The 25,632-nt window shown below is 71.7% G+C and carries 27 protein-coding genes; 7 read left to right on the forward strand and 20 right to left on the reverse strand.

Annotated features, from left to right (window positions below):
* The gene (locus FB467_RS12110) at positions 1–1,314 is read left to right on the forward strand and encodes a M18 family aminopeptidase (RefSeq protein WP_141786638.1); all 1,314 of its coding nucleotides are present in this window, start codon (positions 1–3) and stop codon (positions 1,312–1,314) included.
* Positions 1,315–1,322: 8 nt separating this feature from the next.
* On the opposite strand, the gene FB467_RS12115 is transcribed toward FB467_RS12110, so the two are convergent.
* The 17 genes from FB467_RS12115 to FB467_RS12195 form a co-directional block, all read right to left on the reverse strand.
* Entirely contained in the window at positions 1,323–3,644 is a 2,322-nt protein-coding gene (locus FB467_RS12115; protein WP_141785325.1) for a RelA/SpoT family protein, read from the reverse strand.
* 27 nt (positions 3,645–3,671) lie between these two features.
* The gene (locus FB467_RS12120) at positions 3,672–4,235 is read right to left on the reverse strand and encodes an adenine phosphoribosyltransferase (protein WP_141785326.1); all 564 of its coding nucleotides are present in this window, start codon (positions 4,233–4,235) and stop codon (positions 3,672–3,674) included.
* A 22-nt stretch (positions 4,236–4,257) separates the two neighbouring features.
* The gene (secF, locus tag FB467_RS12125; RefSeq protein WP_141785327.1) at positions 4,258–5,460 is read right to left on the reverse strand and encodes a protein translocase subunit SecF; all 1,203 of its coding nucleotides are present in this window, start codon (positions 5,458–5,460) and stop codon (positions 4,258–4,260) included.
* Positions 5,460–7,370: a protein translocase subunit SecD gene (secD, locus tag FB467_RS12130; protein ID WP_141785328.1), complete on the reverse strand. Its 1,911-nt coding sequence runs from the start codon at positions 7,368–7,370 to the stop codon at positions 5,460–5,462. Before secD ends, secF begins: the two co-directional genes overlap by 1 nt.
* A 7-nt stretch (positions 7,371–7,377) precedes the next feature.
* Positions 7,378–7,710, reverse strand: a complete 333-nt coding sequence (yajC, locus tag FB467_RS12135; protein WP_141785329.1) for a preprotein translocase subunit YajC — start codon at positions 7,708–7,710, stop codon at positions 7,378–7,380.
* 181 nt (positions 7,711–7,891) lie between these two features.
* Positions 7,892–9,028, reverse strand: a complete 1,137-nt coding sequence (gene ruvB / locus FB467_RS12140; protein ID WP_141786639.1) for a Holliday junction branch migration DNA helicase RuvB — start codon at positions 9,026–9,028, stop codon at positions 7,892–7,894.
* A gap of 8 nt (positions 9,029–9,036) precedes the next feature.
* Positions 9,037–9,642: a Holliday junction branch migration protein RuvA gene (ruvA, locus tag FB467_RS12145; RefSeq protein WP_141785330.1), complete on the reverse strand. Its 606-nt coding sequence runs from the start codon at positions 9,640–9,642 to the stop codon at positions 9,037–9,039.
* The gene (ruvC, locus tag FB467_RS19460) at positions 9,639–10,385 is read right to left on the reverse strand and encodes a crossover junction endodeoxyribonuclease RuvC (RefSeq protein WP_141785331.1); all 747 of its coding nucleotides are present in this window, start codon (positions 10,383–10,385) and stop codon (positions 9,639–9,641) included. The genes ruvA and ruvC overlap by 4 nt, the downstream gene beginning before the upstream one ends.
* 105 nt (positions 10,386–10,490) lie before the next feature.
* Positions 10,491–11,249, reverse strand: coding sequence for a YebC/PmpR family DNA-binding transcriptional regulator (locus FB467_RS12155; RefSeq protein ID WP_141785332.1), 759 nt, complete (start codon positions 11,247–11,249; stop codon positions 10,491–10,493).
* On the reverse strand, positions 11,249–11,923 hold the full coding sequence (pdxT, locus tag FB467_RS12160; protein WP_141785333.1) for a pyridoxal 5'-phosphate synthase glutaminase subunit PdxT: 675 nt from the start codon (positions 11,921–11,923) through the stop codon (positions 11,249–11,251). The genes FB467_RS12155 and pdxT overlap by 1 nt, the downstream gene beginning before the upstream one ends.
* A 116-nt stretch (positions 11,924–12,039) precedes the next feature.
* Positions 12,040–12,948, reverse strand: a complete 909-nt coding sequence (pdxS, locus tag FB467_RS12165) for a pyridoxal 5'-phosphate synthase lyase subunit PdxS (RefSeq protein WP_141785334.1) — start codon at positions 12,946–12,948, stop codon at positions 12,040–12,042.
* An 87-nt stretch (positions 12,949–13,035) separates the two neighbouring features.
* Positions 13,036–13,599 (reverse strand): LemA family protein, encoded by a 564-nt coding sequence (locus tag FB467_RS19330; protein WP_141785335.1) that lies wholly within the window; start codon positions 13,597–13,599, stop codon positions 13,036–13,038.
* A complete protein-coding gene (locus FB467_RS12175; RefSeq protein WP_141785336.1) occupies positions 13,596–14,768 on the reverse strand; it encodes a glycosyltransferase family 4 protein in 1,173 nt (390 codons plus the stop codon). The genes FB467_RS19330 and FB467_RS12175 overlap by 4 nt, the downstream gene beginning before the upstream one ends.
* Positions 14,765–15,769 carry a phosphatidylinositol mannoside acyltransferase gene (locus FB467_RS12180; RefSeq protein ID WP_228393219.1) on the reverse strand — a complete coding sequence of 335 codons (1,005 nt, stop codon included), beginning with the start codon at positions 15,767–15,769 and terminating at the stop codon, positions 14,765–14,767. Before FB467_RS12180 ends, FB467_RS12175 begins: the two co-directional genes overlap by 4 nt.
* The gene (gene pgsA, locus FB467_RS12185; protein WP_141785337.1) at positions 15,766–16,380 is read right to left on the reverse strand and encodes a phosphatidylinositol phosphate synthase; all 615 of its coding nucleotides are present in this window, start codon (positions 16,378–16,380) and stop codon (positions 15,766–15,768) included. The genes FB467_RS12180 and pgsA overlap by 4 nt, the downstream gene beginning before the upstream one ends.
* 30 nt (positions 16,381–16,410) lie before the next feature.
* Positions 16,411–16,965, reverse strand: coding sequence for an HIT family protein (locus FB467_RS12190; RefSeq protein ID WP_141785338.1), 555 nt, complete (start codon positions 16,963–16,965; stop codon positions 16,411–16,413).
* Between the two features lie 142 nt (positions 16,966–17,107).
* Positions 17,108–18,061 (reverse strand): type IV toxin-antitoxin system AbiEi family antitoxin domain-containing protein, encoded by a 954-nt coding sequence (locus FB467_RS12195; protein ID WP_141785339.1) that lies wholly within the window; start codon positions 18,059–18,061, stop codon positions 17,108–17,110.
* A gap of 249 nt (positions 18,062–18,310) precedes the next feature.
* Between FB467_RS12195 and FB467_RS12200 the strand changes: the two genes are divergently transcribed.
* Positions 18,311–18,757 (forward strand): nitroreductase family deazaflavin-dependent oxidoreductase, encoded by a 447-nt coding sequence (locus tag FB467_RS12200; RefSeq protein WP_141785340.1) that lies wholly within the window; start codon positions 18,311–18,313, stop codon positions 18,755–18,757.
* A gap of 78 nt (positions 18,758–18,835) precedes the next feature.
* Here FB467_RS12200 and FB467_RS12205 read toward each other — a convergent pair whose 3' ends face one another.
* Complete coding sequence (locus tag FB467_RS12205) at positions 18,836–19,456, reverse strand: malonic semialdehyde reductase (protein ID WP_228393218.1); 621 nt, start codon at positions 19,454–19,456, stop codon at positions 18,836–18,838.
* A 91-nt stretch (positions 19,457–19,547) separates the two neighbouring features.
* On the opposite strand from FB467_RS12205, the gene FB467_RS12210 reads away from it, so the two are divergent.
* From FB467_RS12210 to FB467_RS18780, 5 genes are read left to right on the forward strand one after another with little or no spacing between them, the layout of a single operon-like run.
* A complete protein-coding gene (locus tag FB467_RS12210; protein WP_141785342.1) occupies positions 19,548–20,351 on the forward strand; it encodes a prolipoprotein diacylglyceryl transferase in 804 nt (267 codons plus the stop codon).
* Positions 20,352–20,359: 8 nt separating this feature from the next.
* Positions 20,360–21,961, forward strand: coding sequence for a radical SAM protein (locus FB467_RS12215; protein WP_228393217.1), 1,602 nt, complete (start codon positions 20,360–20,362; stop codon positions 21,959–21,961).
* A complete protein-coding gene (locus FB467_RS12220) occupies positions 21,958–22,272 on the forward strand; it encodes a hypothetical protein (RefSeq protein WP_228393212.1) in 315 nt (104 codons plus the stop codon). Before FB467_RS12215 ends, FB467_RS12220 begins: the two co-directional genes overlap by 4 nt.
* 4 nt (positions 22,273–22,276) lie before the next feature.
* Positions 22,277–22,588 carry a hypothetical protein gene (locus FB467_RS12225; protein ID WP_141785343.1) on the forward strand — a complete coding sequence of 104 codons (312 nt, stop codon included), beginning with the start codon at positions 22,277–22,279 and terminating at the stop codon, positions 22,586–22,588.
* A 12-nt stretch (positions 22,589–22,600) separates the two neighbouring features.
* Positions 22,601–23,095: a hypothetical protein gene (locus FB467_RS18780; protein WP_194288317.1), complete on the forward strand. Its 495-nt coding sequence runs from the start codon at positions 22,601–22,603 to the stop codon at positions 23,093–23,095.
* A gap of 15 nt (positions 23,096–23,110) precedes the next feature.
* Here FB467_RS18780 and FB467_RS12235 read toward each other — a convergent pair whose 3' ends face one another.
* Together FB467_RS12235 and thrS are read right to left on the reverse strand one after the other, a co-directional pair.
* On the reverse strand, positions 23,111–23,593 hold the full coding sequence (locus tag FB467_RS12235) for a hypothetical protein (protein ID WP_141785344.1): 483 nt from the start codon (positions 23,591–23,593) through the stop codon (positions 23,111–23,113).
* A 34-nt stretch (positions 23,594–23,627) separates the two neighbouring features.
* Positions 23,628–25,613: a threonine--tRNA ligase gene (thrS, locus tag FB467_RS12240; RefSeq protein ID WP_141785345.1), complete on the reverse strand. Its 1,986-nt coding sequence runs from the start codon at positions 25,611–25,613 to the stop codon at positions 23,628–23,630.
* Between the last annotated feature and the right edge of the window lie 19 nt (positions 25,614–25,632).

The raw sequence follows: 25,632 nt of genomic DNA on the forward strand, positions 1-25,632 counted from the left end.
GTGCTGCAACGCTTCGACGTCGACGACGTCGCCACCGGGCTGTGCGCCTACCTGGACGCCTCCCCCTCCCCGTTCCACGCCGTCCGAGCCGCGGCCGAGCTGCTGGCCGGGCACGGATTCACCGAGGTGTCGGAGACCGATCCCACCCCGATGGAGCCGGGCCGCTACCTCACCGTGCGTGGGGGCTCGCTGGTGGCGTGGTCCTCGGAGTTCGCCGACGGTCCGGCGACGCCGTTCCGGGTGGTCGGGGCGCACACCGACTCCCCCAACCTGCGGGTCAAGCCGCAGCCCGACGGCACCAGCGCCGGCTGGCAGACCCTCGGGGTCGAGGTGTACGGCGGCCCGCTGCTCAACTCCTGGCTGGACCGTGACCTCGGGCTGTCCGGCCGTGTCGCGCTCCGGGACGGGGACGGCATACGCGAGCAGTTGGTCCGGGTGGACGACCCGGTGCTGCGGGTCTCCCAGCTGGCGGTCCACCTGGACCGCACGGTGAACACCGAGGGTCTGCGGCTCAACGCGCAACAGCACCTGGCCCCGCACTGGGGCCTGGGGACCGAGCCGGGCGACTTCCGCGGCTACCTGGCCGAGCTGGTCGGGGCCCGGTCCGCCGACGTGCTGGCCTGGGACGTGATGACGCACGACCTGACCCCGGCCCGTCGGATCGGGCGGGACGCCGACCTGGTCGCCTCGGCCCGGCTGGACAACCAGGCCACCTGCTACGCGGGCATCCGGGCCCTGGTGGACGCCGTGGAGCACCACGACGGCCCGGCGGTGGTGCCGGTGCTCGTGCTGTTCGACCACGAGGAGGTGGGCAGCACCTCCGAGCGGGGGGCGCAGTCCGGCTACCTCCCGGCGACCCTGGAGCGGATCGTGCTGGCGGCCGGCGGCGGCCGAGAGGACTACCACCGGGCGCTGGCCGGGTCGGTGGTCGCCTCCGGCGACATGGCGCACGCCACGCACCCGAACTACGCCGACCGGCACGAGCCGACGCACCGGATCCGGATGAACGGCGGGCCGGTGCTCAAGGTGAACGCCCAGTTGCGCTACGCCACGGACTCCCGCGGCGCCGCCGCCTTCACCCAGGCCTGCCAGCGGGCGGGGGTCCCGGTGCAGACGTTCGTCTCGCGGACCGACCTGCCGTGCGGCTCGACCGTCGGGCCCGTCACGTCGGCGCTGACCGGGGCGACCACGGTCGACTTCGGTGCGCCGACCCTGTCGATGCACTCCACCAGGGAACTGGCCGGCGTCGCCGACCAGGCGATGTATGCCGCGGCGCTGGCCGCCTTCCTGTCCCCGCCCTCGGCACGCGGCTAGGAGACCAACTACGAGGCGTTGCGGCCTCGGCGCTCCGGGTCCGAGCTGGTCTCGGTGATCCGGTAGGCGTCCAGCACGGCGTTGACCCGGCGCACGCCGCGGATGACGGACTCCAGGTGGCTGGGGTCGGCCATCTCGAAGGTGAACCGGGACAGCGCGACCCGGTCCCGGCTGGTCTGCACGCTGGCCGACAGGATGTTGACGTGGTGCTCGGTGAGCGCGCGGGTCACGTCGGAGAGCAGCCCGGGGCGGTCCAGCGCCTCCACCTGCAGCTGCACCAGGAAGACGCTGGACTCGGTGGGCGCCCACGCGACCGGGATGATCCGCTCGGGGTAGCGCTGCAGGCCCTCGACGTTGTTGCAGTCGGTGCGGTGCACCGACACCCCGTTGCCGGTCGTGACGAAGCCCATGATCGGGTCGCCGGGCACCGGGGTGCAGCACTTGGCCAGCTTGACCCACACGTCGTCCGCCCCGACCACGGTGACACCAGGGTCGACCGACTGCTGCTGCGGGCGGGCCCGCCGCGGGGTGGTCGCCTCGGCCAGGTCCTCGGTGGCCGCGTCCTCGCCGCCGACGGTGGCGACCAGTTGCTTGACCACGTGCTCGGGCGAGACATGGCCCTCGCCGACCGCGGCATACAGCGCGTCGATGCTGTTGTGCCGGAGGTCGGAGGCGACGGCCACCAGGGTCTCGTGGGTCATCAGCCGCTGCAGCGGGAGGTTCTGCTTGCGCATCGCCTTGGCGATGAGCTCCTTGCCGGACTCGATGGCCTCCTCGCGGCGCTCCTTGGAGAACCACTGGCGGATCTTGTTGCGGGCGCGGGCGCTGGTGACGAAGCCCAGCCAGTCCCGGCTGGGGCCGGCGCTGTCGGACTTGGAGGTCAGGATCTCCACCACGTCGCCGTTGACCAGCTTGCTGTCCAGCGGGACCAGCTTGCCGTTGACCCGTCCCCCGACGCAGTGGTGGCCCACCTCGGTGTGCACGGCATACGCGAAGTCGACCGGCGTGGCCCCCGACGGGAGCGCCATGACGTCCCCGCCCGGGGTGAAGACGTAGACCTCCGCGGCGCTGATCTCGAAGCGCAGCGACTCCAGGAACTCCCCGGGGTCGGAGGTCTCCCGCTGCCAGTCCAGCAGCTGGCGCAGCCACTCCATGCCCTCCATCGGGCCGGTGCCGCCGTCGGCGCCCGTGGTGATCTTGCCGCCGCTGGGACCGTCCTCCTTGTACTTCCAGTGCGCGGCGACGCCGTACTCGGCCCGCCGGTGCATCTGGTGGGTCCGGATCTGGATCTCGACCGGCTTGCCGTCGGGGCCGATGACCGTCGTGTGCAACGACTGGTACATGTTGAACTTCGGCATCGCGATGTAGTCCTTGAACCGCCCCGGCACCGGGTTCCACCGGGCGTGCAGCGCCCCCAGCACCGCGTAGCAGTCCTGCACCGTGTCGACCAGCACGCGCACCGCGATCAGGTCGTAGATCTGCTCGAAGTCGCGGCCCCGCACGATCATCTTCTGGTAGACCGAGTAGTAGTGCTTGGGCCGGCCGGTGACCACCGCCTTGATCTTGGAGGACTTCAGGTCGGCCGAGATCTGCTGACGCACCTTGGCCAGGTACTCCTCGCGCGCCGGGGCGCGCTGGGCCACCATCCGGACGATCTCGTCGTACACCTTGGGGTAGAGCTGGGCGAAGGACAGGTCCTCCAGCTCCCACTTGATGGTGTTCATCCCCAGCCGGTGCGCCAGCGGGGCGTAGATCTCCAGGGTCTCGGCCGCCTTGCGGGCCGCGGACTCGGCCGAGACGTAGCGCCAGGTCCGGGCGTTGTGCAGCCGGTCGGCCAGCTTGATCACCAGCACCCGGATGTCCCGCGACATGGCCACGATCATCTTCCGCACGGTCTCGGACTGGGCGGCCTCGCCGTACTTGACCTTGTCCAGCTTGGTCACCCCGTCGACCAGCATGGCGATCTCTTCGCCGAAGTCCTTGGTCAGGTCCTCGAGGGTGTATGCCGTGTCCTCCACCGTGTCGTGCAGCAGCGCCGCGGCGATGGTCGAGGGGGTCATCCCGAGCTCGGCCAGGATGGTGGAGACGGCCAGCGGGTGGGTGATGTAGGCGTCGCCGCTCTTGCGCAGCTGGCCGCGGTGCGCCTTCTCGGCCACCGTGTAGGCGCGCTCGATCAGTGACAGGTCCGCCTTGGGGTGGGTGGCCTTGACGGCGCGCAGCAGCGGCTCCAGCACCGGGTTGACCCCGGGGCGGGCCCCTCCCAGCCGGGCCAGTCGCGCGCGCACACCCGTGCCCTGGGAGGAGGTCGGGGAGACGCCGTCCTCACTCATAGGGGGATTCTAGGCCCGCTCCGCGGCTCAGTCGGTCAACAGTGCCGTGACGGGGTAGTCGCCCAGCCGGGAACGGCCGTCCAGGAAGCCCAGCTCGAGGACCACCTCGACCCCGACGACACTGCCGCCGCAGCGTTCCACCAGGTCGCAGGTGGCCGCCGCGGTGCCGCCGGTGGCCAGCACGTCGTCGACGACCAGCACCCGTTGTGCGGGCCGGATCGCGTCCTCGTGGACCTCGACCGTGGCGCTGCCGTACTCCAGGTCGTAGCTGACCGAGTGGGTCGCGCCGGGCAGCTTGCCCTCCTTGCGGACCAGGGCGAACCCGACCTCCAGCTCGTGCGCCACGACGGCGCCGATGATGAAGCCGCGCGCCTCGATGCCGACGACGACGTCGACGCCGCCGCGGTGCCGCCGCACGACGTCCCGGACCACCCGGGTCCGCAGCGCCGGGTCCAGCAGCACCGGCGTGAAGTCCTTGAACACCACCCCGGGCTCGGGGAAGTCCGGGATGGAACGCAACGCGGCGTCCACGTCGCGGGCCAGCGACTCGTCGTGGTGGGACTCCTGTCCCGCCTGGTCGGTGCTCGACATCTCGCTCCTCGGCGCGTCCCGCTCAGCGCCGGGAGCGGGGGGCCCGCCGCGGCTGGTTGCGGGGTCCCCGCTGGGCCATCGGGTGGATCTGCCGGCCGGTGGTGCTCGGCTGACCCTCCGCACGGGCCGGGGAGCCGGCTTCCTCGTCCGCGCCGGTGCCGGCGACGTTGGCCGCGAGCGGGGCACCGACCTCGTCGACCTCCACCTCCGGGTCGGCCTCGACCGCGGGTTCGGGGTCCGGCTCGAGGCGGCGCTTGCGGGCCACCTTCTTGTCCAGGTCCTTGATCTCCTCCTCGTTCTGGCGCAGGTGCACCAGCAGCGGGGTGGCGATGAAGATCGAGGAGTAGGTGCCGACCGCGATTCCGATGAACAACGCGGTGGACAGGTCCAGCAGCGTGCCCGGACCGATGAAGAAGATGCCGACCACCAGGATCGCGGCCACCGGCAGCAGGGCCACCACAGAGGTGTTGATCGACCGGATCATCGTCTGGTTGACCGCCAGGTTGGCCGCCTCGGCATACGTCTGCCGCTTGGTGTCGAAGGCGTGCTCGGTGTTCTCCTTGACCTTGTCGAAGACCACGATCGTGTCGTAGATCGAGTAGCCGAGGATGGTCAGGAAGCCGATCATCGACGCCGGGGAGATCTCGATGCCCACCAGGGCGTAGATGCCGACGGTGAAGACCACGTCGTGCAGCAGCGCCACGAGCGCCGCGACCGCCATCTTCAGGGTGCGGAAGTAGAACGCCAGGACGATGGTGACCAGCAGGAGGAAGACCACGAGGGCCTGGATGGCCTTGGTGGTGACGGTGTCACCCCACGACGGACCCACCAGCGAGCTGGTGACGTTGTCGCCGGGGACACCGAACTCCTCGGCCAGGGCGGCGGCGCTCTGGTTGGCCTGCTCCGGGGTCATCTCCCCGGTCTGGATCCGGATGGTCTCGGTGCCGATGGTGGTGGCGGCGACCTCGCCCGAGGAGGGCGCGATCTCGCTGACCACCTCATCGGACCGCGACTCGTAGTCCTCCATCTGGGAGACCCCGCCGACCCGCAGCTCGGTGCCGCCGGTGAACTCGATGCCGAAGTTGAGCCCCCGGCCGAAGATGCCGAGGAAGGAGACCACGAGCAGGATGCCCGCGATCCCGTACCAGACGTTGCGGCGGCCGACGACCGCCACCGACCGCTTGCCGGTGAACAGGTCGTTGCCGAGTTGGGCGAAACTGGCCATCAGACGATCCCTCCCTCGAGTTCCTCGCGGGTGTGCCGGGGTTTCTTGGGCTCGGGCGCGGAGAACCTGCCGCGCCCCAGGTAGGTGGACCGTTTGGCACCCAGTCGCTCCGGGTCCATCCCGGACCACTTGTGGCCCTGCCCGAAGAACTCGGTGTTGGCCAGGATGCTGACGACCGGGTGGGTGAACATGATGACGACCAACAGGTCGATCACCGTGGTGAGGCCCAGCGTGAACGCGAAGGCCTTCACCCCGGCCTCGGACAGGAAGTACAGCACGCTGGCGGCGATCAGGTTGACCGCGTCGGAGATGATGATCGTGCCGCGGGCGCGCCGCCAGCCGGTGTCCACGGCATACCGCAGTGGTCGCCCGGCGCGGACCTCGTCTCTGATCCGTTCGAAGTAGACGATGAAGCTGTCCGCGGTCACACCGATCGCCACGATCACACCCGTGACCCCGGCCATGGTGAGTCTGAAGTTGTGGGTCGTGCCGAGCAGTGTGATGGTCCCGTAGGTCAGCGCGGTGGCCACGAGGAGCGAGCCGACGGTGACCAGGCCCAGGGCGCGGTACTGCAACAGCGAGTAGATGAAGACCAGCACCAGACCGATGATGCCGGCGATGATGCCCAGCCGGAGCTGCTCGCCGCCGAGGGTGGGGCTGATCTGCTCGCTGGTCTGGATGGTGAAGGACATCGGCAGCGCACCGAACTTCAGCTGGTTGGCCAGCAGCTCGGCGGACTCGTTGGTGAAGCCGCCGGCGATGCTCGCGGTGCCGTTCGGGATCGCCTCGTTGACTCCCGGCGCCGAGATCACCTCGCGATCCAGCACGATCGCGAACCGGTTGCGAGCGTCCTGCTTGGAGATGGCGGCCAGCCGGGCCGTGATCTCGCGGAACGCCTCGGTGCCCTCGGCGTCGAAGGTGAGGCTGACCTGCACCCGACCCGTCGGGCCGGCCTGGCCCATCTCCAGGCCGGAGGACGCGTCGGTCACCGACGCGCCGGTCACCTCGGAGGGGCCGAGGATGAACTTCTCCAGGCCGCCGGAGGAGCAGGCCACCGTCGCCACGGCGGGGTTCTCGCTGGTCGCGTCGTAGGCGGCCTCCGGGTCCGAGCAGTCCAGGTCCATGAACTCCTGCTGCAGCTCGGGGGTGACCCAGGCCAGGTCGCTGGCGTCCGTCGGGGTCGGCAGGTCCGTGTCCTCCGGGCCCTCGGTGGACACGGCGTCGTCGGTGGTCTGCTCGTCGTCGGCGCCGGTGGCCCCGGGGGCATCGGTGGCCGTGGCCTCGTCCGCCGCGTCACCGGCTGCGAGCAGGCCCTCGGGGTAGGCGCCGTCGGTGACGGTCGCGCCGTCCTCCCCGCTCCCCTCGGGCACGCTCACGGACGGTTCGCCGCCGGTCGCGTCGTCGGTGGCCTCGTCGCCGGTGGCCGCGGGGTCGTCGGTGGACCCGGTGGGCATCGGCAGCTCACGGGTGGGCGTCGGCGGGGTGGTCTCCATCGGCTGGGTGGCCTGCGCGACCAGGACCGCGCGGAACTGCAGCTGGGAGGAGCGGCTCAACGCATCGAGCTGGTCCTGGGTGGGGTTGCCGGGGATCGCCACCGAGATGCTGGTGGCCCCCAGGCGGGACACCTCGGCCTCGGCGACGCCGTTGCCGTCGATCCGGCGCCGGATGATGTCGATGGCCTGGTCGACCGTCTCGGCACTGATGTCGGCATCGCCCTCCACGACCGGCTCCAGCACGATCTGGCGTCCGCCGGCCAGGTCCAACCCCAAGAGCGGGGTGAGCTGGCCCGGGGGGTTGCTCCACAGCTTGGCGGCACCGACGCCGCCGAAGACGAGGGCGATGATGAAGCCCAGGGCGATGATGGTCCTGATCGAGGTGCGGTTACGTCCGCTCTTGGTCTTCTTGGCCATCAACGCATCACTCCGTGGGCTCGTTGTCGGTCCCCGCCTGGTCCGACATACCGGCCCGCGGGGAGCGCACGATCGCCCGGCGGTCCCACTCGAGCTGGACTCCGGGGGCGACCTCGAGCCGGACGACGCCGTCCTCCAACGCCGCGATCCGGCCGTAGAGGCCGGTGCTGGTCATCACCTCGTCGCCGACCTGGAACTCCGACTGCATCTGCTGCATGGCCTTGGCCTTGCGACGCTGGGAGAAGATCATGTAGGCGATGAGCAGCAGGGGCAGCGCCAGCAGGAGCAGCGTCCCGAAGCCACCCCCCTGCGGCGTGCTCGCCGCGGCCTGAAACGACATGGTGGGTCCTTATAAACGTCCGTTGGAGCAGCACCCGTGGAGGGCCGCCAGGGGCACGCATCACACGGCGTGCACCCGGGGCAGTCTAGGTGAGCGACCGGGAGCCACCAAAGACGCCCCGCGGTTCGGCGGGTCTGTTGCCCGAATCGTGACCTGCCCGGATGCCGGTGCCCAGGGGCGGTCAGCCGCTGAACCGGCCGACGTCCCCGCTCAGCGGCAGCGTGTCCTGGCTGCCGGCGCCGGCGCCGGGGGAACCCTGCGGCGGGGTCAGGCCCAGGTGCTGCCAGGCCAGTGGCGAGGCGGCCCGCCCGCGCGGCGTGCGCACCATGAACCCCTCGCGGACCAGGAAGGGCTCGGCCACCGTCTCGACCGTGTCCGGCTCCTCCCCCACGGCGACCGCCAGGGTGCTCAGCCCGACCGGGCCGCCGCCGAACCGCTGGCACAGGGCCTCCAGGACCGCGCGGTCCAGGCGGTCGAGCCCCCGGGCGTCCACGTCGAACAGGTCCAGGGCTGCCTCGGCGGCGGGGAGGTCCACGACGTGCCGTCCGTGCACCTGGGCCCAGTCGCGCACCCGCCGCAGCAGCCGGTTCGCGATCCGGGGTGTGCCGCGGGACCGCGAGGCGATCTGCTCGACGCCGGCCGGGTCGGCCTCGATCTCCAGCAACGTGGCGTTCCGGGTCAGGATCTTGACCAGGTCCTCGGTGCTGTAGAAGTCGAGGTGTCCGGTGAAGCCGAACCGGTCGCGCAGCGGGGCCGGGAGCAGGCCGGACCGGGTGGTGGCCCCGACGACGGTGAAGGGTGGGAGCTCCAGCGGGATCGCGGTGGCGCCCGGCCCCTTGCCGACGATCACGTCCACCCGGAAGTCCTCCATCGCCAGGTAGAGCATCTCCTCCGCGGGCCGGGACATCCGGTGGATCTCGTCGAGGAAGAGCACCTCCCCCTCACTCATCGAGGAGAGCACGGCCGCCAGGTCACCGGCGTGCTGGATGGCCGGTCCGCTGGTGATCCGGATCGGCTGCTCCAACTCGGCCGCGATGATCATCGCCAGCGTGGTCTTGCCCAGCCCGGGCGGGCCGGACAGCAGGACGTGGTCCGGCGGTGCCTGGCGGCGCCGGGCGGCCTCCAGGACCAGGCCCAGCTGGTCGCGGACCCGCTGCTGGCCCGGGAAGTCGGTCAGCCGGCGGGGCCGCAGCGCCGCCTCGATCCGGCGCTCCTCCTCGCTGGAGTCGGCATCCACCACGCGCGCCGTCGCGTCCAGCGACCCGTCGTCCCAACCGCCGTCGCTCCCCCACCGGTCGTCGCCGGGGCCCTCCGGCACACCCCCGGTCACCGGCCGAGCTCCCGCAACGCGGCGCGCAACAGCTCGGAGACCTGGGTGGGCGCGTCCGGACCCGCGGCAACGCGGCCGAGGGCGTCCTCGGCCTGCTTGGCGCTCCAGCCGAGGCCGACCAGCGCCTCCCGCACCTGCTCCTGCGCGGCGCCCAGGGCGGCGGCTGGGGTGGCTGCCGGGGCACCCTCGGGCTGGTCGACGCCGACCATGATCTTGTCGCGCAGCTCCAGGACGAGCCGCTCGGCACTCTTCTTGCCGATCCCGGGGACCTTGGTCAGCGCGGCCAGGTCGCCGGTGGAGATGGCCCTGCGGACCTCCTCGGGGGCGTGCACCGACAGCATCGCCAGCGCGAGCCGGGGTCCCACCCCGGAGACCGTCTGCACCTGCTCGAAGAGGGCGCGACCCTCCGCCCCCGGGAAGCCGTAGAGCGTCAGCGACTCCTCCCGGACGACCAGGGTGGTCGCCAGGCGGGCCTCCGTGCCGGTGCGGCACTCCGCCGCGGTGGCCGGGGTGGTGTGGACCTGCAGGCCGACGCCGCCGACCTCGATCACCACGTGGTTGAGTCCGACGTGCAGGACGGTGCCTCGCACCGAGGAGATCATCGGGTCGTTCCGTTCTTGCCCTGGGTGGGCCGGTCGGTGGTGGGGCGCGGTCGCGCCGTCGCGGACGGGGTGGTCGGGGTGGTGGTCCGGGGGTACACGACCCGGCCGGCGACGGCGGCCCCCGCGCGCGTGGAGCTGCCTGGCACCGGGCGCTGGGCGGAGCGGGCCTGGGCGTGCAACTGGGCCAGCCGGTTCGGGCCGGCCGCGGCGGCCTGCTGCTGGGCCCGCACCATCAGGTCGGAGGCCGCCGCGGCGTGGCGGCGGTCGTGGGCCTCGCCACGCCATACGTGGCAGATCGCCAGGGCGAGGGCGTCCGCGGCGTCCGCGGGCCGGGGCGCGACGTCCAGTCCCAGGATCCGGGTGATCATCGAGGTGACCTGGGCCTTGTCGGCCCGACCGTTGCCGCTGACCGACGCCTTCACCTCGGTGGGGGTGTAGAGCGCGAGGGGCAGCCCCAGCCGGGCGGCGGCCAGCATCGGGACGGCCGAGGCCTGGGCGGTGCCCATGATCCCCTTGATGTTGGCCTTGGCGAAGACCCGCTCGACCGCGACCGCGTCGGGCCGGTGGTCGGCGAGCCACTGGTCGATCTCGGTCTGCAGGCTGAGCAGGCGTTCCTGCGGGTCGTCCGAGACCGGGGTGCGCACGACGCCCACGGCGACCATCCGCAGCGGGCGACCTGCCCGCCCCTCGACCACACCCAGGCCGCAACGGGTCAGGCCCGGGTCGACTCCGAGGACGCGCACCTGGTTGCCTCCCTCGTCCGGCGTTGTCTCCTGCGAACACCTGTTCGCAGGTCACAACGTTACGTCAGCGGGGCCGGAAGACGGCGGCGCGACGCGCCGGGCGGCTCAGTCCTCCTCGTCCAGCTGGGCCAGCACCTCGTCGCTGATGTCGCCGTTGGCGTAGACGTTCTGCACGTCGTCGCAGTCCTCGAGGGCCTCGATCACGCGGAACATCTTCTTGGCGCCCTCGAGGTCCAGGGGCACCTCGACGCTGGGCAGGAACTGCTGGTCGGCGGAGTCGTAGTCGATCCCGGCGTCGACGAGCGCCGTGCGCACGGCCACCATGTCGCCCGCCTCGCTGACGATCTCGTAGGACTCACCGATGTCGGTGACCTCCTCGGCCCCGGAGTCGAGCACCACCTCGAGGATGTCGTCCTCCGAGCGCCCCTCCTTGGCCACCAGGACCACGCCCTTGCGGTTGAACAGGTAGGACACCGACCCGGAGTCGGCCATGGTCCCGCCGTTGCGGGTCAGCGCGGTGCGGACCTCCATCACGGCGCGGTTCTTGTTGTCGGTCAGGCACTCGATCAGCAGGGCGACGCCGCCGGGGGCATACCCCTCGTAGGTCAGCGCCTGCCAGTCCGCACCACCGGCCTCGGCACCGGAGCCGCGCTTGACGGCGCGCTCGATGTTGTCGTTGGGGACGCTGGTCTTCTTGGCCTTCTGGATCGCGTCGTACAGCGTCGGGTTGCCGGCCGGGTCGCCCCCGCCGGTGCGCGCCGCGACCTCGATGTTCTTGATCAGCTTGGCGAACAGCTTGCCGCGCTTGGCGTCGATCGCTGCCTTCTTGTGCTTGGTGGTCGCCCATTTGGAATGGCCGCTCATCAGTCTCCCTTGCTCCTGCTGGTGCTCGGTCCGGATCGGTCCCCGATGCTACCTGCCTGCTCGCGCACCATCTGCACGAACAACTCGTGGACCCGCGCGTCCGGGGTCACCTCGGGGTGGAAGGAGGTGGCCAGGACGGGTCCCTGGCGGACCATGACGACCCGTTCGGCGCCGTCGTGCTCCACGGTGGCCAGGACCTCGACCCCGGGGCCCACCCGCTCGACCCACGGGGCGCGGATGAAGACCGCGCGGAAGGGCCCCTCGTCGGCGCGGGGCAGCGCGGCGATCTCCAGGTCGGCCTCGAAGGAGTCGACCTGGCGTCCGAAGGCGTTGCGGCGCACCGAGATGTCGAGGGCAGCCAGGCAGCCCTGGTCGGTCCGTCCGTCGAGGACCGCGCTGCCCAGCATGATCATGCCGGCGCAGGACCCGTATGCCGGCATGCCCGCCCGCAGGCGCGCGCGCAGCGGCTCGGCCAGGTCGAAGATGCGCAGCAGCCGGTCGATCGTGGTGGACTCACCGCCCGGGAGCACCAGCCCGTCGACCTCGGCGAGTTCCTCGGGGCGGCGCACGGTGCGCGCGTCCACACCGAGGGCGTTCAGCACCCGCAGGTGGTCCGCGACGTCTCCCTGGACGGCGAGCACCCCGATGCGTGGCCGGGGCGAAGTCACCAGCATGTCCTCCATCTCATCGGCTCGTCCTGACGAGCCTCGTCAACTCCTGGCGGTCGGACGCCCCCTCCCGATCCCGGTGAGGGCCGCTGGGCGCCGCGCCGGGTCGGCGGTGCCGGGGCCTACCAGCCGCGCTCGGCCAGCCGGTGCGGCTGTGGGATGTCGTCGACGTTGATCCCGACCATCGCCTCGCCGAGGCCGCGCGAGACCTTGGCGATGACGTCGGGGTCGTCGTGGAAGGTGGTGGCCTTGACGATGGCCGCGGCCCGCTCGGCCGGGTTGCCCGACTTGAAGATGCCCGACCCGACGAAGACGCCCTCGGCGCCCAGCTGCATCATCATGGCGGCGTCGGCCGGCGTGGCGATGCCCCCGGCGGTGAACAGCACGACCGGCAGCTTGCCCTGGAGCGCGACCTCCTTGACCAGGTCGTATGGGGCCTGGAGCTCCTTCGCGGCGACGTAGAGCTCGTCCTCGGACATGCTGGTCAACCGGCGGATCTCGGCCCGGATGGACCGCATGTGGGTGGTCGCGTTGGACACGTCACCGGTGCCGGCCTCGCCCTTGGAGCGGATCATCGCCGCGCCCTCGGTGATCCGGCGCAGCGCCTCGCCCAGGTTGGTCGCGCCGCAGACGAAGGGCACGGTGAAGGCCCACTTGTCGATGTGGTTGGCGTAGTCCGCCGGGGTGAGCACCTCGGACTCGTCGACGTAGTCGACACCGAGGGACTGGAGCACCTGCGCCTCGACGAAGTGTCCGATCCGGGCCTTGGCCATCACCGGGATCGACACGGCCTCGATGATGCCGTCGATCATGTCCGGGTCGCTCATCCGGGAGACCCCGCCCTGCGCCCGGATGTCGGCCGGGACCCGCTCGAGGGCCATGACCGCGACGGCGCCGGCGTCCTCGGCGATCTTGGCCTGCTCGGCGGTGACCACGTCCATGATCACCCCGCCCTTCAACATGTCGGCCATCCCCCGCTTGACCCGGGTCGTCCCGGCCTGGTGCTGGTCGGTGGTGTCGTGGGTGCTCATGCTCGTGACGTCCTTCGGTGACAGGGGGTGATCGTGGGCTTCGTGGGGCGTATGCCGAGTGGCGCCGTTGCGGACGTCCTCGGGTGCTCAGTCTACGGCGATCTGGGGCCAGGCATCCTCGAAGGTCACCGGCTGGGGCATCCGGGCGTGCCCGGCCAACCGGAACCACCGCACGACCCAGCTGCCGCGCAGCGCGGTCACGTCCCGGACCGCCTCGTTGTGGAAGCGTCGGGCGAGCTGCACCCGGACGCCGGCGCCCCGCAACCGGTCGAATCCCTCGACCGCCCCCTCGTCCTCGTGCTCCTGCAGCGTCTCCAGCGTGGTGGACGCGGCCTGCAGCACCCCGGTGAGCTCGGACTCGGCCGCGGCGCGCTCGGGGGTCCACGCCCCGCCGGCGCCCATCACCGCGTTGGCCGCGGTCGCCAGCAGCGTGGCCGTGGCCGGGTCGAGGTGCCCGCCCAGGGCCACCTCGAGCGCGGCGTCGGCCCGGCGGACCAGCTGGGCGTCCAGCGCCGCCGCGGTCGCCTGGATCCGGTGGTGCAGCCGGTCCAGCCGGACCGCGGTGTAGGACAGGAACCAGCCGACGGCGAGCACCACGGCCAGGATGAGCCCGGCATACATCAGTGCCTCGGTGACCGGGGAGACCTTCATCGGCGCCACCACCCGGACCAGGGACGGGCGCTGCGCTCGAGCTCCACCGTGGCCAGGTCCGCGGGCCGCACTGACTCGTAGACGGCCAGCACCTGCTCACCCACCCTGGACCAGTCGAAGGCCCACGCCCGTGCGGTCCCGGCCTCGGCCACCCGGCGCCGGCGTTCGGGATCGTCCAGCAGACTGCATACCTGGGAGGCGAGGGCGGCGCCGTCCCCGACCGGGAAGGTCAGGCCGGCGCGGCCGTGGTCGAGCACCGCGGTGAAGGCGTCGAGGTCCGAGGCCACGACGGGCGCCCCGGCGGCCATCGCCTCGACGAGGATGATGCCGAAGCTCTCCCCGCCGGTGTTGGGTGCCACGTAGACGTCGGCGCCGGCCAGGAGGGACACCTTGTCCTCGTGGCTGAGCGCGCCCAGGAAGCGCATCGCCTTGGCCACGTCGTCGGGCAGCGCCCGGGCCCGCTCCGCGACGTCCCCCGGGCCGGCGACCAGGATCTGCGCGTCCGGGTGCGCCCGCAGGATGGACGGGACCGCCTCGGCCAGGACGTGCAGGCCCTTGCGGGGCTCGTCGAACCGGCCCAGGAAGACCACCCGCGGGCCGTCGGTCCGGGAGCCCCAGCGGCGCTGGTCCGTGGGGTCTGGGCGGAAGTCCTTGACGTAGACCCCGTTGGGGATGACCACGGTCGTGCCCCCGACGTGGGCGGTGACCGTCTTGCGGGCGGCCTCGGAGACGGCGATCCGGGCCGACAGCTTCTCCAGGCTGGGCCGCAGGATCGGGTTGGCCATCCGCATCGCCCGGGACTTCAGGGTGGCCGTGTGGAAGGTCGCCACGACCGGCCCCTGGGCGGCCCAGAGCGCCAGCAGCGAGACGCTGGGGCTGGCCGGCTCGTGGATGTGGATGACGTCGAACCTGCCCTCGGCCAGCCAGGCGTCGACCCGCGCGGACACCTGAGGGCCGAAGGCGAGGCGGGCCACCGAGCCGTTGTAGCGCACCGGGACGGCGCTGCCGGCGCTGACCACGAAGTCGGGCAGGGGGGTGTCGTCCTCGGCCGGCGCCAGGACGCTGACCTGGTGGCCCCGGCTGATCAGCTCGGTGGCCAGGTCCTTGACGTGCAGCTGGACACCGCCGGGGACGTCGAAGGAGTACGGGCTGACCAGTCCGACCCTCATGGGGCCGCTCCGGTCGCGGGAGCGGGGCCGTCGCCGGCGGAGGGTCCGTCGGCGACGAACACCCGCTGCATCATGTGCCAGTCCTCGGTGTGCGCCCGCACGGCGCCGGTCAGGTAGTCCGCGCACTGCTGGGTCAGGTCCTGCACCTGCTCCGCGCGCGGCGCCTCCGGCTCCCGCGGGGTGAGCGGGGCGCCGAACGCGATCACCAGCTGGTGCCCGCCGGCCCCCGGTCGGGGCGACGGGTCGGGTTCGTAGTAGGTGGCGACGGGGTACAGCGGCGCCCCCGTCGCCAGGGCGAGCGAGGCGGGGCCGGCGGCCATCCGGGCCGGGTGGCCGCAGAAGGTCACGGTCAGCCCCGAGTCGGTGAGGTCCCGGTCGGCCAGGAGGGGGACGAACCCGCCGTCGCGGACCGTCCGGACCAGCTCCCGGAAGGGCGGCGCCCCACCGGTCAGCGGCAGGATCCGCATCCCGAGCGCCTCCCGGTAACGGACGAACTCGTCATACAGCTCCTCCGGGCGCAACCGCTCGGCGACCGTGGTCACCGGGGCCAGGTGGTGGGTGGCCCATGCGCCCGCGGTGTCCCAGTTGCCCAGGTGCCCGAGGAAGCAGACGCCGCCCCGCCCCCGCGCCAGGGCCTCGCGGACCGGGCCGTCGCCCTCGACCCGCACCGTGCGGGCCAGTTCGTCGGCCGTGCGGTCCGGCAGCCGGAAGGACTCGCACCAGTAGCGGAAGTAGGAGGCCACCCCGGACCGGACCAGTGCCTCGAGCGCGGCGTCGTCCAGGTCGGGGCGGACCCGCCGGTAGTTGTCGCGCATCCGCTGCACGTCCTTGCCCTGCCGCCGGTAGACCGCCGCGGCGATCCCGTCGAACAGCCGGTAGGCCGCCCCTGCCGGCAGCACCCGCACGGCCCGCCACCCGACGCGGAACGAGGCGAGGGAGGCGACCTCCGAGGCCCGCCCGGCCACGGACCTGGCGGCGGCGACCGGGTCGGCCAGCGTCACGGCATACCCGCCCTGGCCTGTTGGCGCACGGTGAGGATCCGCTGGGCGACGGTGATCACGCCCGCCACGACGAGCAGGGCGAGCACCACGGTGAGCACCCAGGTGGGCAGGAACAGTCCGACGAACCCGGTCGTGACCAGCACGGCGACCAGCCGGTCCGCGCGTTCGGCGATGCCGACGTCCGCCGTCATGCCGAGGCCCTCGGCGCGGGCCTTGCTGTAGCTGGTGACGAAGCCGAGCACCAGGCAGGCCAGGGCCAGGACCGCGGACAGGTCGTCGTCGCCGACACCGGTGAAGTAGAGGATGAGGCCGCCGAAGACCGCGCCGTCGCCCAGCCGGTCCATCGTCGAGTCCAGGAACGCGCCCCAGCTGCTGGTGCGGCCCGACATCCGGGCCATGGTGCCGTCGATCAGGTCCGTGAACACGAAGCAGGTGATCACGATGGTGCCCCACCACAGTTCCCCGCGCGGGTAGAAGGCCAGGGCGCCGGCGCAGACGCCGAGCGTGCCCACCAGGGTGACGGCATCAGGACTGACCCCCAGCCGCAGCAGAACGCGGGCGATGGGGGTGAAGATGGCCGTGAAGAACGCACGGGCGTATCGGTTGAGCATGGCGGGGACAGCGTAACGGGCGCCGGACGCTCAGGCGGTCGGCCACGCGGCGATGAGCCGGGTCCGCACGTCTTCCAGCAGCTGCGGCAGCGCTTTGGTCTGCGCGATGACCGGCAGGAAGTTGCTGTCGCCCTCCCAGCGGGGCACGACGTGCTGGTGCAGGTGGGCCGCCACGCCGGCGCCGGCGACCGCGCCCTGGTTCATCCCGATGTTGAAGCCCGCCGGGCCGGACGCCTGCCGGAGCGCGGCGATCGCGGCCTTGGTCAGGGCCGTGAACTCCTGCGTCTCGGCGTCGTCCAGCTCGGTGTAGAGGGGCACGTGCCGGTAGGGACAGACCAGCAGGTGCCCGGGGTTGTACGGGAACAGGTTGAGCACCACGTAGCAGTGCTCCCCCCGGTGCAAGATCAGGCCCTCCGCGTCGCCCTTGCCCGGTGCGTCGCAGAACGGGCAGCCCTCCCCCGCGTCGCTGGGCGGCCGTTCCCCCTGCACGTAGACCATCCGGTGCGGGGTCCAGAGGCGTTCGAACCCGTCGCCCACCCCCACGAAGCCGGCCGCGTCCTCCACCCGGTCCTCACCCTGCGCCATGCCCCTGATCTTAGGGGCTGGGGGGCTGCAGGATTATCGGGTCGCCCGATAATCCTGCGCTTCGTAGGAGAAGCTTCCCGGTCGATAGCGCCACGTTCCGGGGTGAAGGTGGGTCGGGCGGCCTTCCAGCGGCCCAGTCTAGTCAGGCGGCGATCGCCATGGCCGCGCGGATGCGCGCGAACAGTTGCTGCGGTCGGTCCAGGTCGGCCCAGGTCACCCGGATGACGATGTACCCGAGTTCACGCAGGCGGTCCTCGCGCCGTTTCTCGGCCCAGAGGACGGAGGGGTCGCCGGTGTCGTACTTGACCTTGCCGTCGAACTCGAGGGCGATCTTCGTCCCCTTCAGGAGGAAGTCGACCCGGGCAACGAACACCCCGTGCTCGTCGCAGATCCGGACCTGCGGGACCAGTTCGAACCCGGCCACGGTCAGGCAGACCCGGCAGCGTGACTCGCCGGGGCTCTCGGAGGAACCGTCGGCAAGCTCCAGGGCGGCGCCGACCGCCGAGGAATCGGGCCACCCGGACACGACTCGGGCCGCCGCCGCGAGGTCCGCCTCCGTGAAGACTCCGTGGTGCAGGCCGTGGTCGGCCGCGATCACCCCGCTGACCAGACCCCGCACCCGGGTCGTCTGCACGACGGCGACGGCGGGCTCCACCGCCGGGCCGGCCCGGGTGGGCACGGGGACAGCCGGTGTCGGCGCCGCGTCCGCCCCCTCGCGGTCGTCGGGCATGGCCATCCACCACGGGTCGATGACGAAGCTTCCCCGTCGCACCTGGTGCTGGACCGGGCGCTGCAGGTGGACCACGGACGGGTTGATCCGCCACACCGGGAAGCCGTGGGCCAGGAGGGCCGACTCGTGGCTCAACGCGGCATCGGGATAGAGCAGCAGGCCCCCCCTGGCCAGTTGCAGGTGGGCCGTCTCCGGCTCCACGGCCTGGTGGGAGCCGAGGACATACAGGCCCCGGGTCAACCGCACGCACTCCCCCGTCTTGCGCAACCGCAGCAGGCTCCGATCATCCAGCCCCACGGCATACGCCTGCTGGGTTGTGAAGAGCACTTCCCCCTGCTCCTCCAGGAGCCTCAATGCCTCATTCATGCTCCTACGCTGGCACCGACGCCTGGCCCGTGGGCGGCCTCCGACGGATCTGTGGATAACCCGATGGGCGGCCGGCCACGAGCCAAGAGCGGCCCGCAGGGCGGCGTCGGCCTCGCTTCACCCCGGAACCTGGCGCTATCGACCGGGAAGCTTCTCCTACGAAGCGCAGGATTCTCGGGTAACCCGATAATCCTGCAGGGGGCAACCCAGGGCGGAAGAAGGCGGGGGGGTGCGGTGGTTGACGCAACCATGACGCACACCGACGAGTACATCCAACCGGCCCAGGGCTGGGTCAAGAAGCAGCTGGAGGCCATCGACGCGGCGGGGACGACGGACGCCGCGCAGGTGCACGACCGCGCGGTGGTCGTGGTGACGATGCGGGGGGCCAGGAGCGGCAGGTTGCGCAGGGTGCCGCTGATGCGGGTGGAGCACGGGGGCACCTACGCGGCCGTGGCGAGCAAGGGCGGCAGCCCGGAGGACCCGGTATGGGTGCACAACCTGCGGGCGCACCCCGACGTGGCGGTGCAGGACGGGACGGAGCACCACGCGGGGCTGCGGGCCCGCCTGGCCGAGGGGCCGGAGCGCGAGGAGTGGTGGGAGCGGTCGGTGGCCGCCTTCCCGCCCTACGCGGAGTACCAGGAGAAGACGGACCGGCAGATCCCGGTCTACCTGTTGGAGCCGGTCAAGCCCGCCTGACGCCGGGACGGCGAAGACGACGAGAGCGACGAAGTGGGGCCCCGGTCGACCCGGGGCCCCACCTTTTGCGTCGCAGGGTCAGAGTGCGGTGACGACCTCGTCGAAGTCCAGCCGCGGCAGCCGCTGCATCCAGGCACCCTCGCCAGGGTGGCCCAGGTTCACCACGACCAGCACCTCGTGGTCGCCGTCGGGGAAGAACTCGGCGCTCACCGCGTCGACGTCGAACCCGGTCATCGGCCCGGCCGCCAGGCCCGCGGCACGGGCGCCGAGGATGAAGTAGCCCACCTGCAGGCTGCTGTTCAGCCGCGCGGTGCGCTGCCGGGCTGCCGCGTTGTCCTCGAACATGTCCTTCAGTCCCGTGGCGTGCGGGAAGGTCCGGGGCAGCTCCTCGTGGAAGGAGGTGTCGGCGGCCAGCAGGACGGTCATCGGGGCGGTCTCGGTCTTGGCCCGGTTGCCCTCACCCATGAGCGGCAGGAGCCGGGCGCGCGACTCGGCGCTCTCCAGCAGCACCATCCGCAGCGGCTGGGCGTTCATGGCGGTCGGGGCCCACTTGATGAGGTCGTAGATGGCCTGCACCTGGGCGCGGCTCACCGGCTCATCGGTGAACGTGTTGGCGGTGCGCGCCTCGCGGAAGAGCAGGTCCTGGGCCTCCGGGTCGAGGGTCAGCAGGTCCGGGGTCTCGGGTGCGTATGCAGTCACGTTCCTTGAACGCTCAACCACATCGTGGGGATTCCGGGCCGGCGCTGTGGCGCCCCTCACACCTGCGCCCCGGGCGGCTAGGTTGTGGCTCATGTATCCCACGCTCGGCGATCTCCTGGGGACGGACCTCCCGGTCCCGACGCACGAGTTCTTCGTCGGGTTGGGGGTGCTGTGCGCGCTCGCGATCTTCGTGGTCCAGGCCCGGCACACCGGCCAGACCGACGAACGGCTGCTGTATGTCGTCACCGGGGCCCTCTTCGGCGGCGCGGTGTTCATGCGGTTGGGCACCTGGCTGCAGGACGCGGACCTGCGGACCAACGCGACCCTGGTGGAGCAGTGGCTCTACGGCAACCGCAGCATTCTGGGCGGGCTGGTCGGTGCCTGGCTGGGGGTCCACGTCGCCAAGCGGCTCTGCGGCTACCGGCTGCGGACCGGCGACCTGTTCGCCCCGGCGGTCGCGCTCGGGATGGCCGTCGGGCGGTGGGGGTGCCTGCTCACCGAGCTCCCGGGCACCCCGAACTCCCTCGGCTTCGGCCCGGTCCTGGACGAGGCGACCGCGCAGCGGCTGGGCGCGCCCGCAGGGGTCGCGCTGCACCCGTCCTTCGGCTACGAGATCGCCTTCCACCTGATCGCCTTCGTGGTGCTCTGGTCGGTCCTGCGCGACCGGCTGCCACCCGGGGAGTCGTTCGTCCTCTACGTCGCCGGCTACGCGGTCTTCCGGTTCCTCGTGGAGTTCGTCCGCGGCAACGAGGTGGCCTGGTGGGGGCTGACCCGGCCGCAACTGTTCCTGGCCCTGACCATCCCGCTGCTGCTGGCCCGCGTCGTGTGGCAGGCTCGCCGCGGCACCTACGTCCTGAGCCCGCGCCGCCGCGAGGTGGCCCACAGCACCCGATAGGAGTCCTGGTGAAGCCCACGATCGGCCCCGGCGTGAAGCTGCGCGACTTCCGTGTCCACCGCTACGTCAACGCCTTCTGCCCGCACTGCCACGAGGAGGCGCCCGACCGCCCCCTGGAGGAGGTGCGGCGCCTGTCCGGCTGGCTGGCCGAGCGGGACGGCAGGGTCTTCCTGGAGCGGGGCTGTCCGGACCACGGGTTCGTGCGGACGCTGTATGACGAGTCCGCGGAGATCCTGCGCTACCTCGAGCAGTGGACGGCCCCGACCAAGGAGCACACCGCCGACCTGAGCGGCAACTTCAAACCGGTCCCCTCGGCATACCTCGACGGCCTGCCCCAGATGCAGACCCAGCACACCTGCATCCTGCTGGAGGACATCACCGACCACTGCAACCTGCGTTGCCCCACCTGTTTCGCCGACTCCGCGCCGCAGCTGATGGCGACCGCGCCGCTGGAGGAGATCCTCGCCTCGATCGACACCCGGCTGTCCCGCGAGCACGACCGGCTCGACGTGCTGATGCTCTCCGGCGGAGAGCCCACCCTGCACCCACAGTTCACCGAGCTCATCGAGGCGGCGGTGGCCCGCCCGATCGTGCGGATCCTGGTCAACAGCAACGGGCTGCGGATCGCGCAGGACGACGAGCTGCTCGCGCTGCTGGTCAAGCACCGGGAGCGGGTCGAGGTCTACCTGCAGTTCGACGGCCTCACCGCCAAGGCGTCCAAGCACCACCGGGCGGCCGACCTGCGGCGCTTCAAGGAGCGGGCGATCGAGCGGCTGTCCGGCGCGGGGATCTTCACCACGCTCACGATGACCGCGGCCCTGGGCGTCAACGACGAGGAGATCGGGGACGTCCTCGACCTGGGCCTGCGCACCCCCTACGTCGGGGGCGTCACCATCCAGCCGGTCTTCGGCTCCGGCCGGTCCGCGGGTGTGGACCCGATGGACCGTCTCACGCACACCGGGGTGCTGGCCCGGCTCGGCCCGCAGACCGAAGGCCGGGTCACCTGGCGCGACCTCACCGCGCTCCCCTGCTCCCACCCGCACTGCTGCTCGGTGGGCTACCTGCTGCGGGACGACGGCGGGCAGTGGAGGTCCCTGGTGGAGCTGATCGGCCACGAGCGGCTCAAGGAGTTCCTCGACCTGGAGCCGGACATGCTGGCCAACCGGATCGCCGACCAGGCGCTCCCGGCAGAGCTGAAGAAGGTGGTCAAGGACTCCATCCTGGACCTGCTCAGCGAGCAGTCCTCGCTGTCCCACCCCGATATCGGCAGCATCTGGCGGGACATCTGCACGAACTGCGACATCGGGATCGGGACGCTCACCCAGCTGGCCTCGTCCTCGCTGCCGGGCGGCCAGAAGCGGCTGCGGGCGATGCTCGGCGAGCGCGTGCTCCGGGTCACCGTCAAGCCGTTCATGGACATCAACACGATGATCGAGGAGCGGCTCACCCAGTGCTGCGTGCACGTGGCCACCGTCCACGAGGACAGCTCCCACCAGTGCGCACCGTTCTGCGCGGTGCAGGCGTGGGCGCCGCTCGCCCGCACCCGGATCTCCACCGCTACCGGTATGCCGGATGGCCGGGAGAACCTGCTCGGGGCTGGGGCGCCGTGACCGGGGAGCGACCGGCGGTGACGCCGGGGATCCCGGGTACTCCGGCCGCCCGGCCGGAGGAAGCGACCGCGCCGTTCGACCCGCTGCGGCTGTGCATCTTTGCCACGGTGGCGCTGCTCGGCTGGTTGGCGGGGCCGTTCGCCCTCGCCTTCTTCGCCGTCCTGGGCTTCACCGGCTACTGGAAGGCGCGCCGCGCGGGTCTCACCCGTTCCGACTGCCTGCTCCGGGACACCCGGTTGGTGCTGGCATACCTCGGCGCGCTGGTCGTCCTGGCCGGCGTCGGGGTCTGGCTGCACCTCTGGTGGTGGTGAGGGGATGACGCCTGATCGGACCCCTTCGGGCGGCGAGCCGCCCCGACCGGTCAACGGGTTCCTGGTGGCCCTCGGGGTCGTGGCCGGCGTCCTGCTGTCGTGGATGCTCACCTTCACCCTCCTGAACTCCTCGGCGATGGCTGAGGGTCCGGCCCTGACCATGTCGCTCGGGGTGCCGGCGCTGCTTGCCGTCATCGGCCTGCTCGTCCCGGCGGTGCGCCAGTTCAGCGCGGGACTCCTGCTCGGGGTGTGCATCGGCGCTATCGTCGGTGCTGGCGTGTGCGGGCTGCTCTTCCTGCAGCTCATGCGGATGTAGACGGGAGGACCAATGGCCGGCAACGACTCGCAGGACCAGGGCGACCAGCCCACCGATCCGTATGCCCCGCCGCCCCCGGGCGGATCCCAGCCCTACGGCCAACAGCAGCCCCAGTACGGCCAGCAGCCGCCCTACGGACAGCAGCCGGGCTACGGCCAGCAGCCGCCCTACGGGCAGCAGTCCCCCTACGGCCAGAACCCCTATGCGCCGGGCTCCTACGGGACGCCCTACCAACCCCCGCCGAAGCGGTCGTCGATGCCGATCTGGATCGGTGCCCTGCTCGGGGTGGTCCTGGCGGTGCTGCTGACCGTGGCCTCCTACGGGCTGGGTGACTTCGGCCCGGTCGTGGTCCTGGCGGGCCTCATCGCGGTGGTCGCCCTGGCGGTCATCCCGGTCACCCGGCGGTGGGGCATCGGCCTGATCGTTGGCCTGTTGCTCTCCGTCCCGCTGGCGCTCATCGTGGGAGCCGGCATGTGCGTCTACCTCATCGCCAACTACCAGGCCTGAGCCGGGTCCGGCGGATCAGCGACCGGCCGGCAGGCGCACCCGGCGCGGCTCCTCGACCCGGGCGCCGAGGGAGTCCAGCGTCGCCGCCGGCACCCGGATCCCCTCGACCAGCTCCAGTCCCGGCGTCCCCGCGGCCACGGCCACGCCCTCGTCGCTGCGCAACCACCGGGTCGCGGTCTGGAGGAGTGCGTGGGTGGCGCGTTCGACTGGGCCGGACGGGACGGCATACAGCAGCACCACGCGGGCCCACTGCGGGCCCAGCAGGTCGGCCGGCAGGGGCGCGGGCAGCTGCACCATGACCACGCCGGCGTGCGTCCCGTCGTGCTCGGCGACCCAGGTGGGCAGGGTGGCCCGCTGACGGCCCCAGGCCGAGGCGAACCGGTCCAGGTGACCCGGTGGCGCGGTCCGTCCGGCGGCCCGCAGCGACTGGACGTGCAGGGCGGCCGCGAGGAGTCCCTCCTCCGGTCGCAACTGCCGCACCCGCACGTCGCTCACCATCGAGTCGCCCGTCGTCCCCTCGGCCCGTCCGGCCTCAGACCTGGATCCGGTCCCGGACCGCGGCGACGATCTCGGCGACCGCCTCGTCCACGGGGACGCCGTTCTTCTGCGACCCGTCGCGGTAGCGGAAGGAGACCGCGCCCGCCGACCTATCGTCCTCGCCGGCGATCAGCATGAACGGCACCTTGGCCTTCTGCGCGGTCCGGATCTTCTTGGGGAACCGGTCGTCGGAGGTGTCCACCTCGACCCGGATCCCCTGCGCGCGCAGCTTCCCAGCGACCTCCTGCAGGTAGTCCTCGAACGGCTCCGCGACAGGGATCGCGACCACCTGCACCGGCGACAGCCAGGGCGGGAAGGCGCCGGCGTAGTGCTCGACCAGCACGCCGATGAACCGCTCGATCGAGCCGAACTTGGCCGAGTGGATCATCACCGGCCGCTGCCGGGTGCCGTCCGCCGCCTGGTACTCCAGCTCGAAGCCCTCGGGCTGGTTGAAGTCGTACTGGATCGTCGACATCTGCCAGGTCCGGCCGATCGCGTCGCGGGCCTGCACCGAGATCTTCGGGCCGTAGAAGGCCGCGCCGCCCGGGTCCGGCACCAGCTCCAAGCCGGTCTCCCCCGCGACCTCCTCCAGGACCGCGATGGCCTGCTCCCACTGCTCGGGGGTGCCCTGGAACTTGTCCTTCTTCTCCCCCTCCATGTCCGGGGTCGACAGCTCCAGGTAGTAGTCGTCCAGCCCGAAGTCGCGCAGCAGCCCGAGGATGAAGGTCAGCAGGTGGCGGATCTCGTCGGGGGCCTGCTCGGCGGTGACGTAGGAGTGGGAGTCGTCCTGCGTCATCCCCCGGACCCGGGTCAGCCCGTGCACCACCCCGGACTTCTCGTAGCGGTAGACCGAGCCGAACTCGAACAGCCGCATCGGCAACTCGCGGTAGGACCGCCCGCGCGACCTGAAGATCAGGTTGTGCATCGGGCAGTTCATCGCCTTGAGGTAGTAGTTGCCGCCCTCCAGCTCCATCGGCGGGAACATCGTGTCCGCGTAGTACGGCAGGTGCCCGGAGGTGTGGAACAGGCTCTCCTTGGAGATGTGCGGTGTGCCGACGTAGTCGAAGCCCTCCTCGATGTGCCGCCGGCGCACGTAGTCCTCCATCTCCCGCTTCAGCACCCCGCCCTTGGGGTGGAAGACGGGCAGGCCGGAGCCGAGCTCGTCGGGGAAGGAGAACAGGTCGAGCTCTGCGCCCAGTTTGCGGTGGTCGCGCCGCTCGGCCTCGGCGAGCCGGTCCAGGTATGCCGTGAGGTCGGGTTTGGTGGGCCAGGCCGTCCCGTAGATCCGCTGCAGCTGGGGGTTCTTCTCGCTGCCGCGCCAGTAGGCCGCGGCGCTGCGCATCACCTTGAAGGCGTTGCCGATGAGCTTGGTGTTGGGCAGGTGGGGTCCCCGACAGAGGTCGCCCCAGACGACCTCACCGGTGCGGTCCACGTTGTCGTAGATGGTCAGCTGGGCGCCGCCGACCTCCACGGAGGCGCCCTCGGCGGCGTCCTCCGCGGCGCCGCCCTTCAGGCCGATCAGCTCCAGCTTGTAGGGCTCGGCGGCGAGCTCCTCGCGGGCCGCGTCGTCCTCGACCTCCCGGCGTGCGAAGGTCTGCCCGGAGTTGATGATCTTCTGCATCACCTTCTCGAGCTTCTTCAGGTCCTCGGGGGTGAACGGCTCGGCCACGTCGAAGTCGTAGTAGAAGCCGTCGCGGATTGGCGGGCCGATGCCCAGCTTGGCGTCCGGGTTGACCTGCTGGACGGCCTGGGCCAGCACGTGGGCGCAGGAGTGCCGCAGCACGTCCAGCCCGTCCGGGGAGTCGATGGTCACCGGCTCCACGGTCTCTCCCCCGCTGAGCACGTGCACCAGGTCGCGCAGCTCCCCGTCGACACGGGCGACCACGACCGAGCGGTCGCCGTCGAACAGGTCACCGGCCGTGGTGCCCGGGTCCACCGATCGCTCGTCTCCGGCGACGGTCACGGTGATCTGGGCGGACACGTGGTGCTCCTTGCTGTCG

Origin of the sequence: Ornithinicoccus hortensis, assembly GCF_006716185.1 — a bacterium.
In the GTDB taxonomy this organism is placed as follows: domain Bacteria; phylum Actinomycetota; class Actinomycetes; order Actinomycetales; family Dermatophilaceae; genus Ornithinicoccus; species Ornithinicoccus hortensis.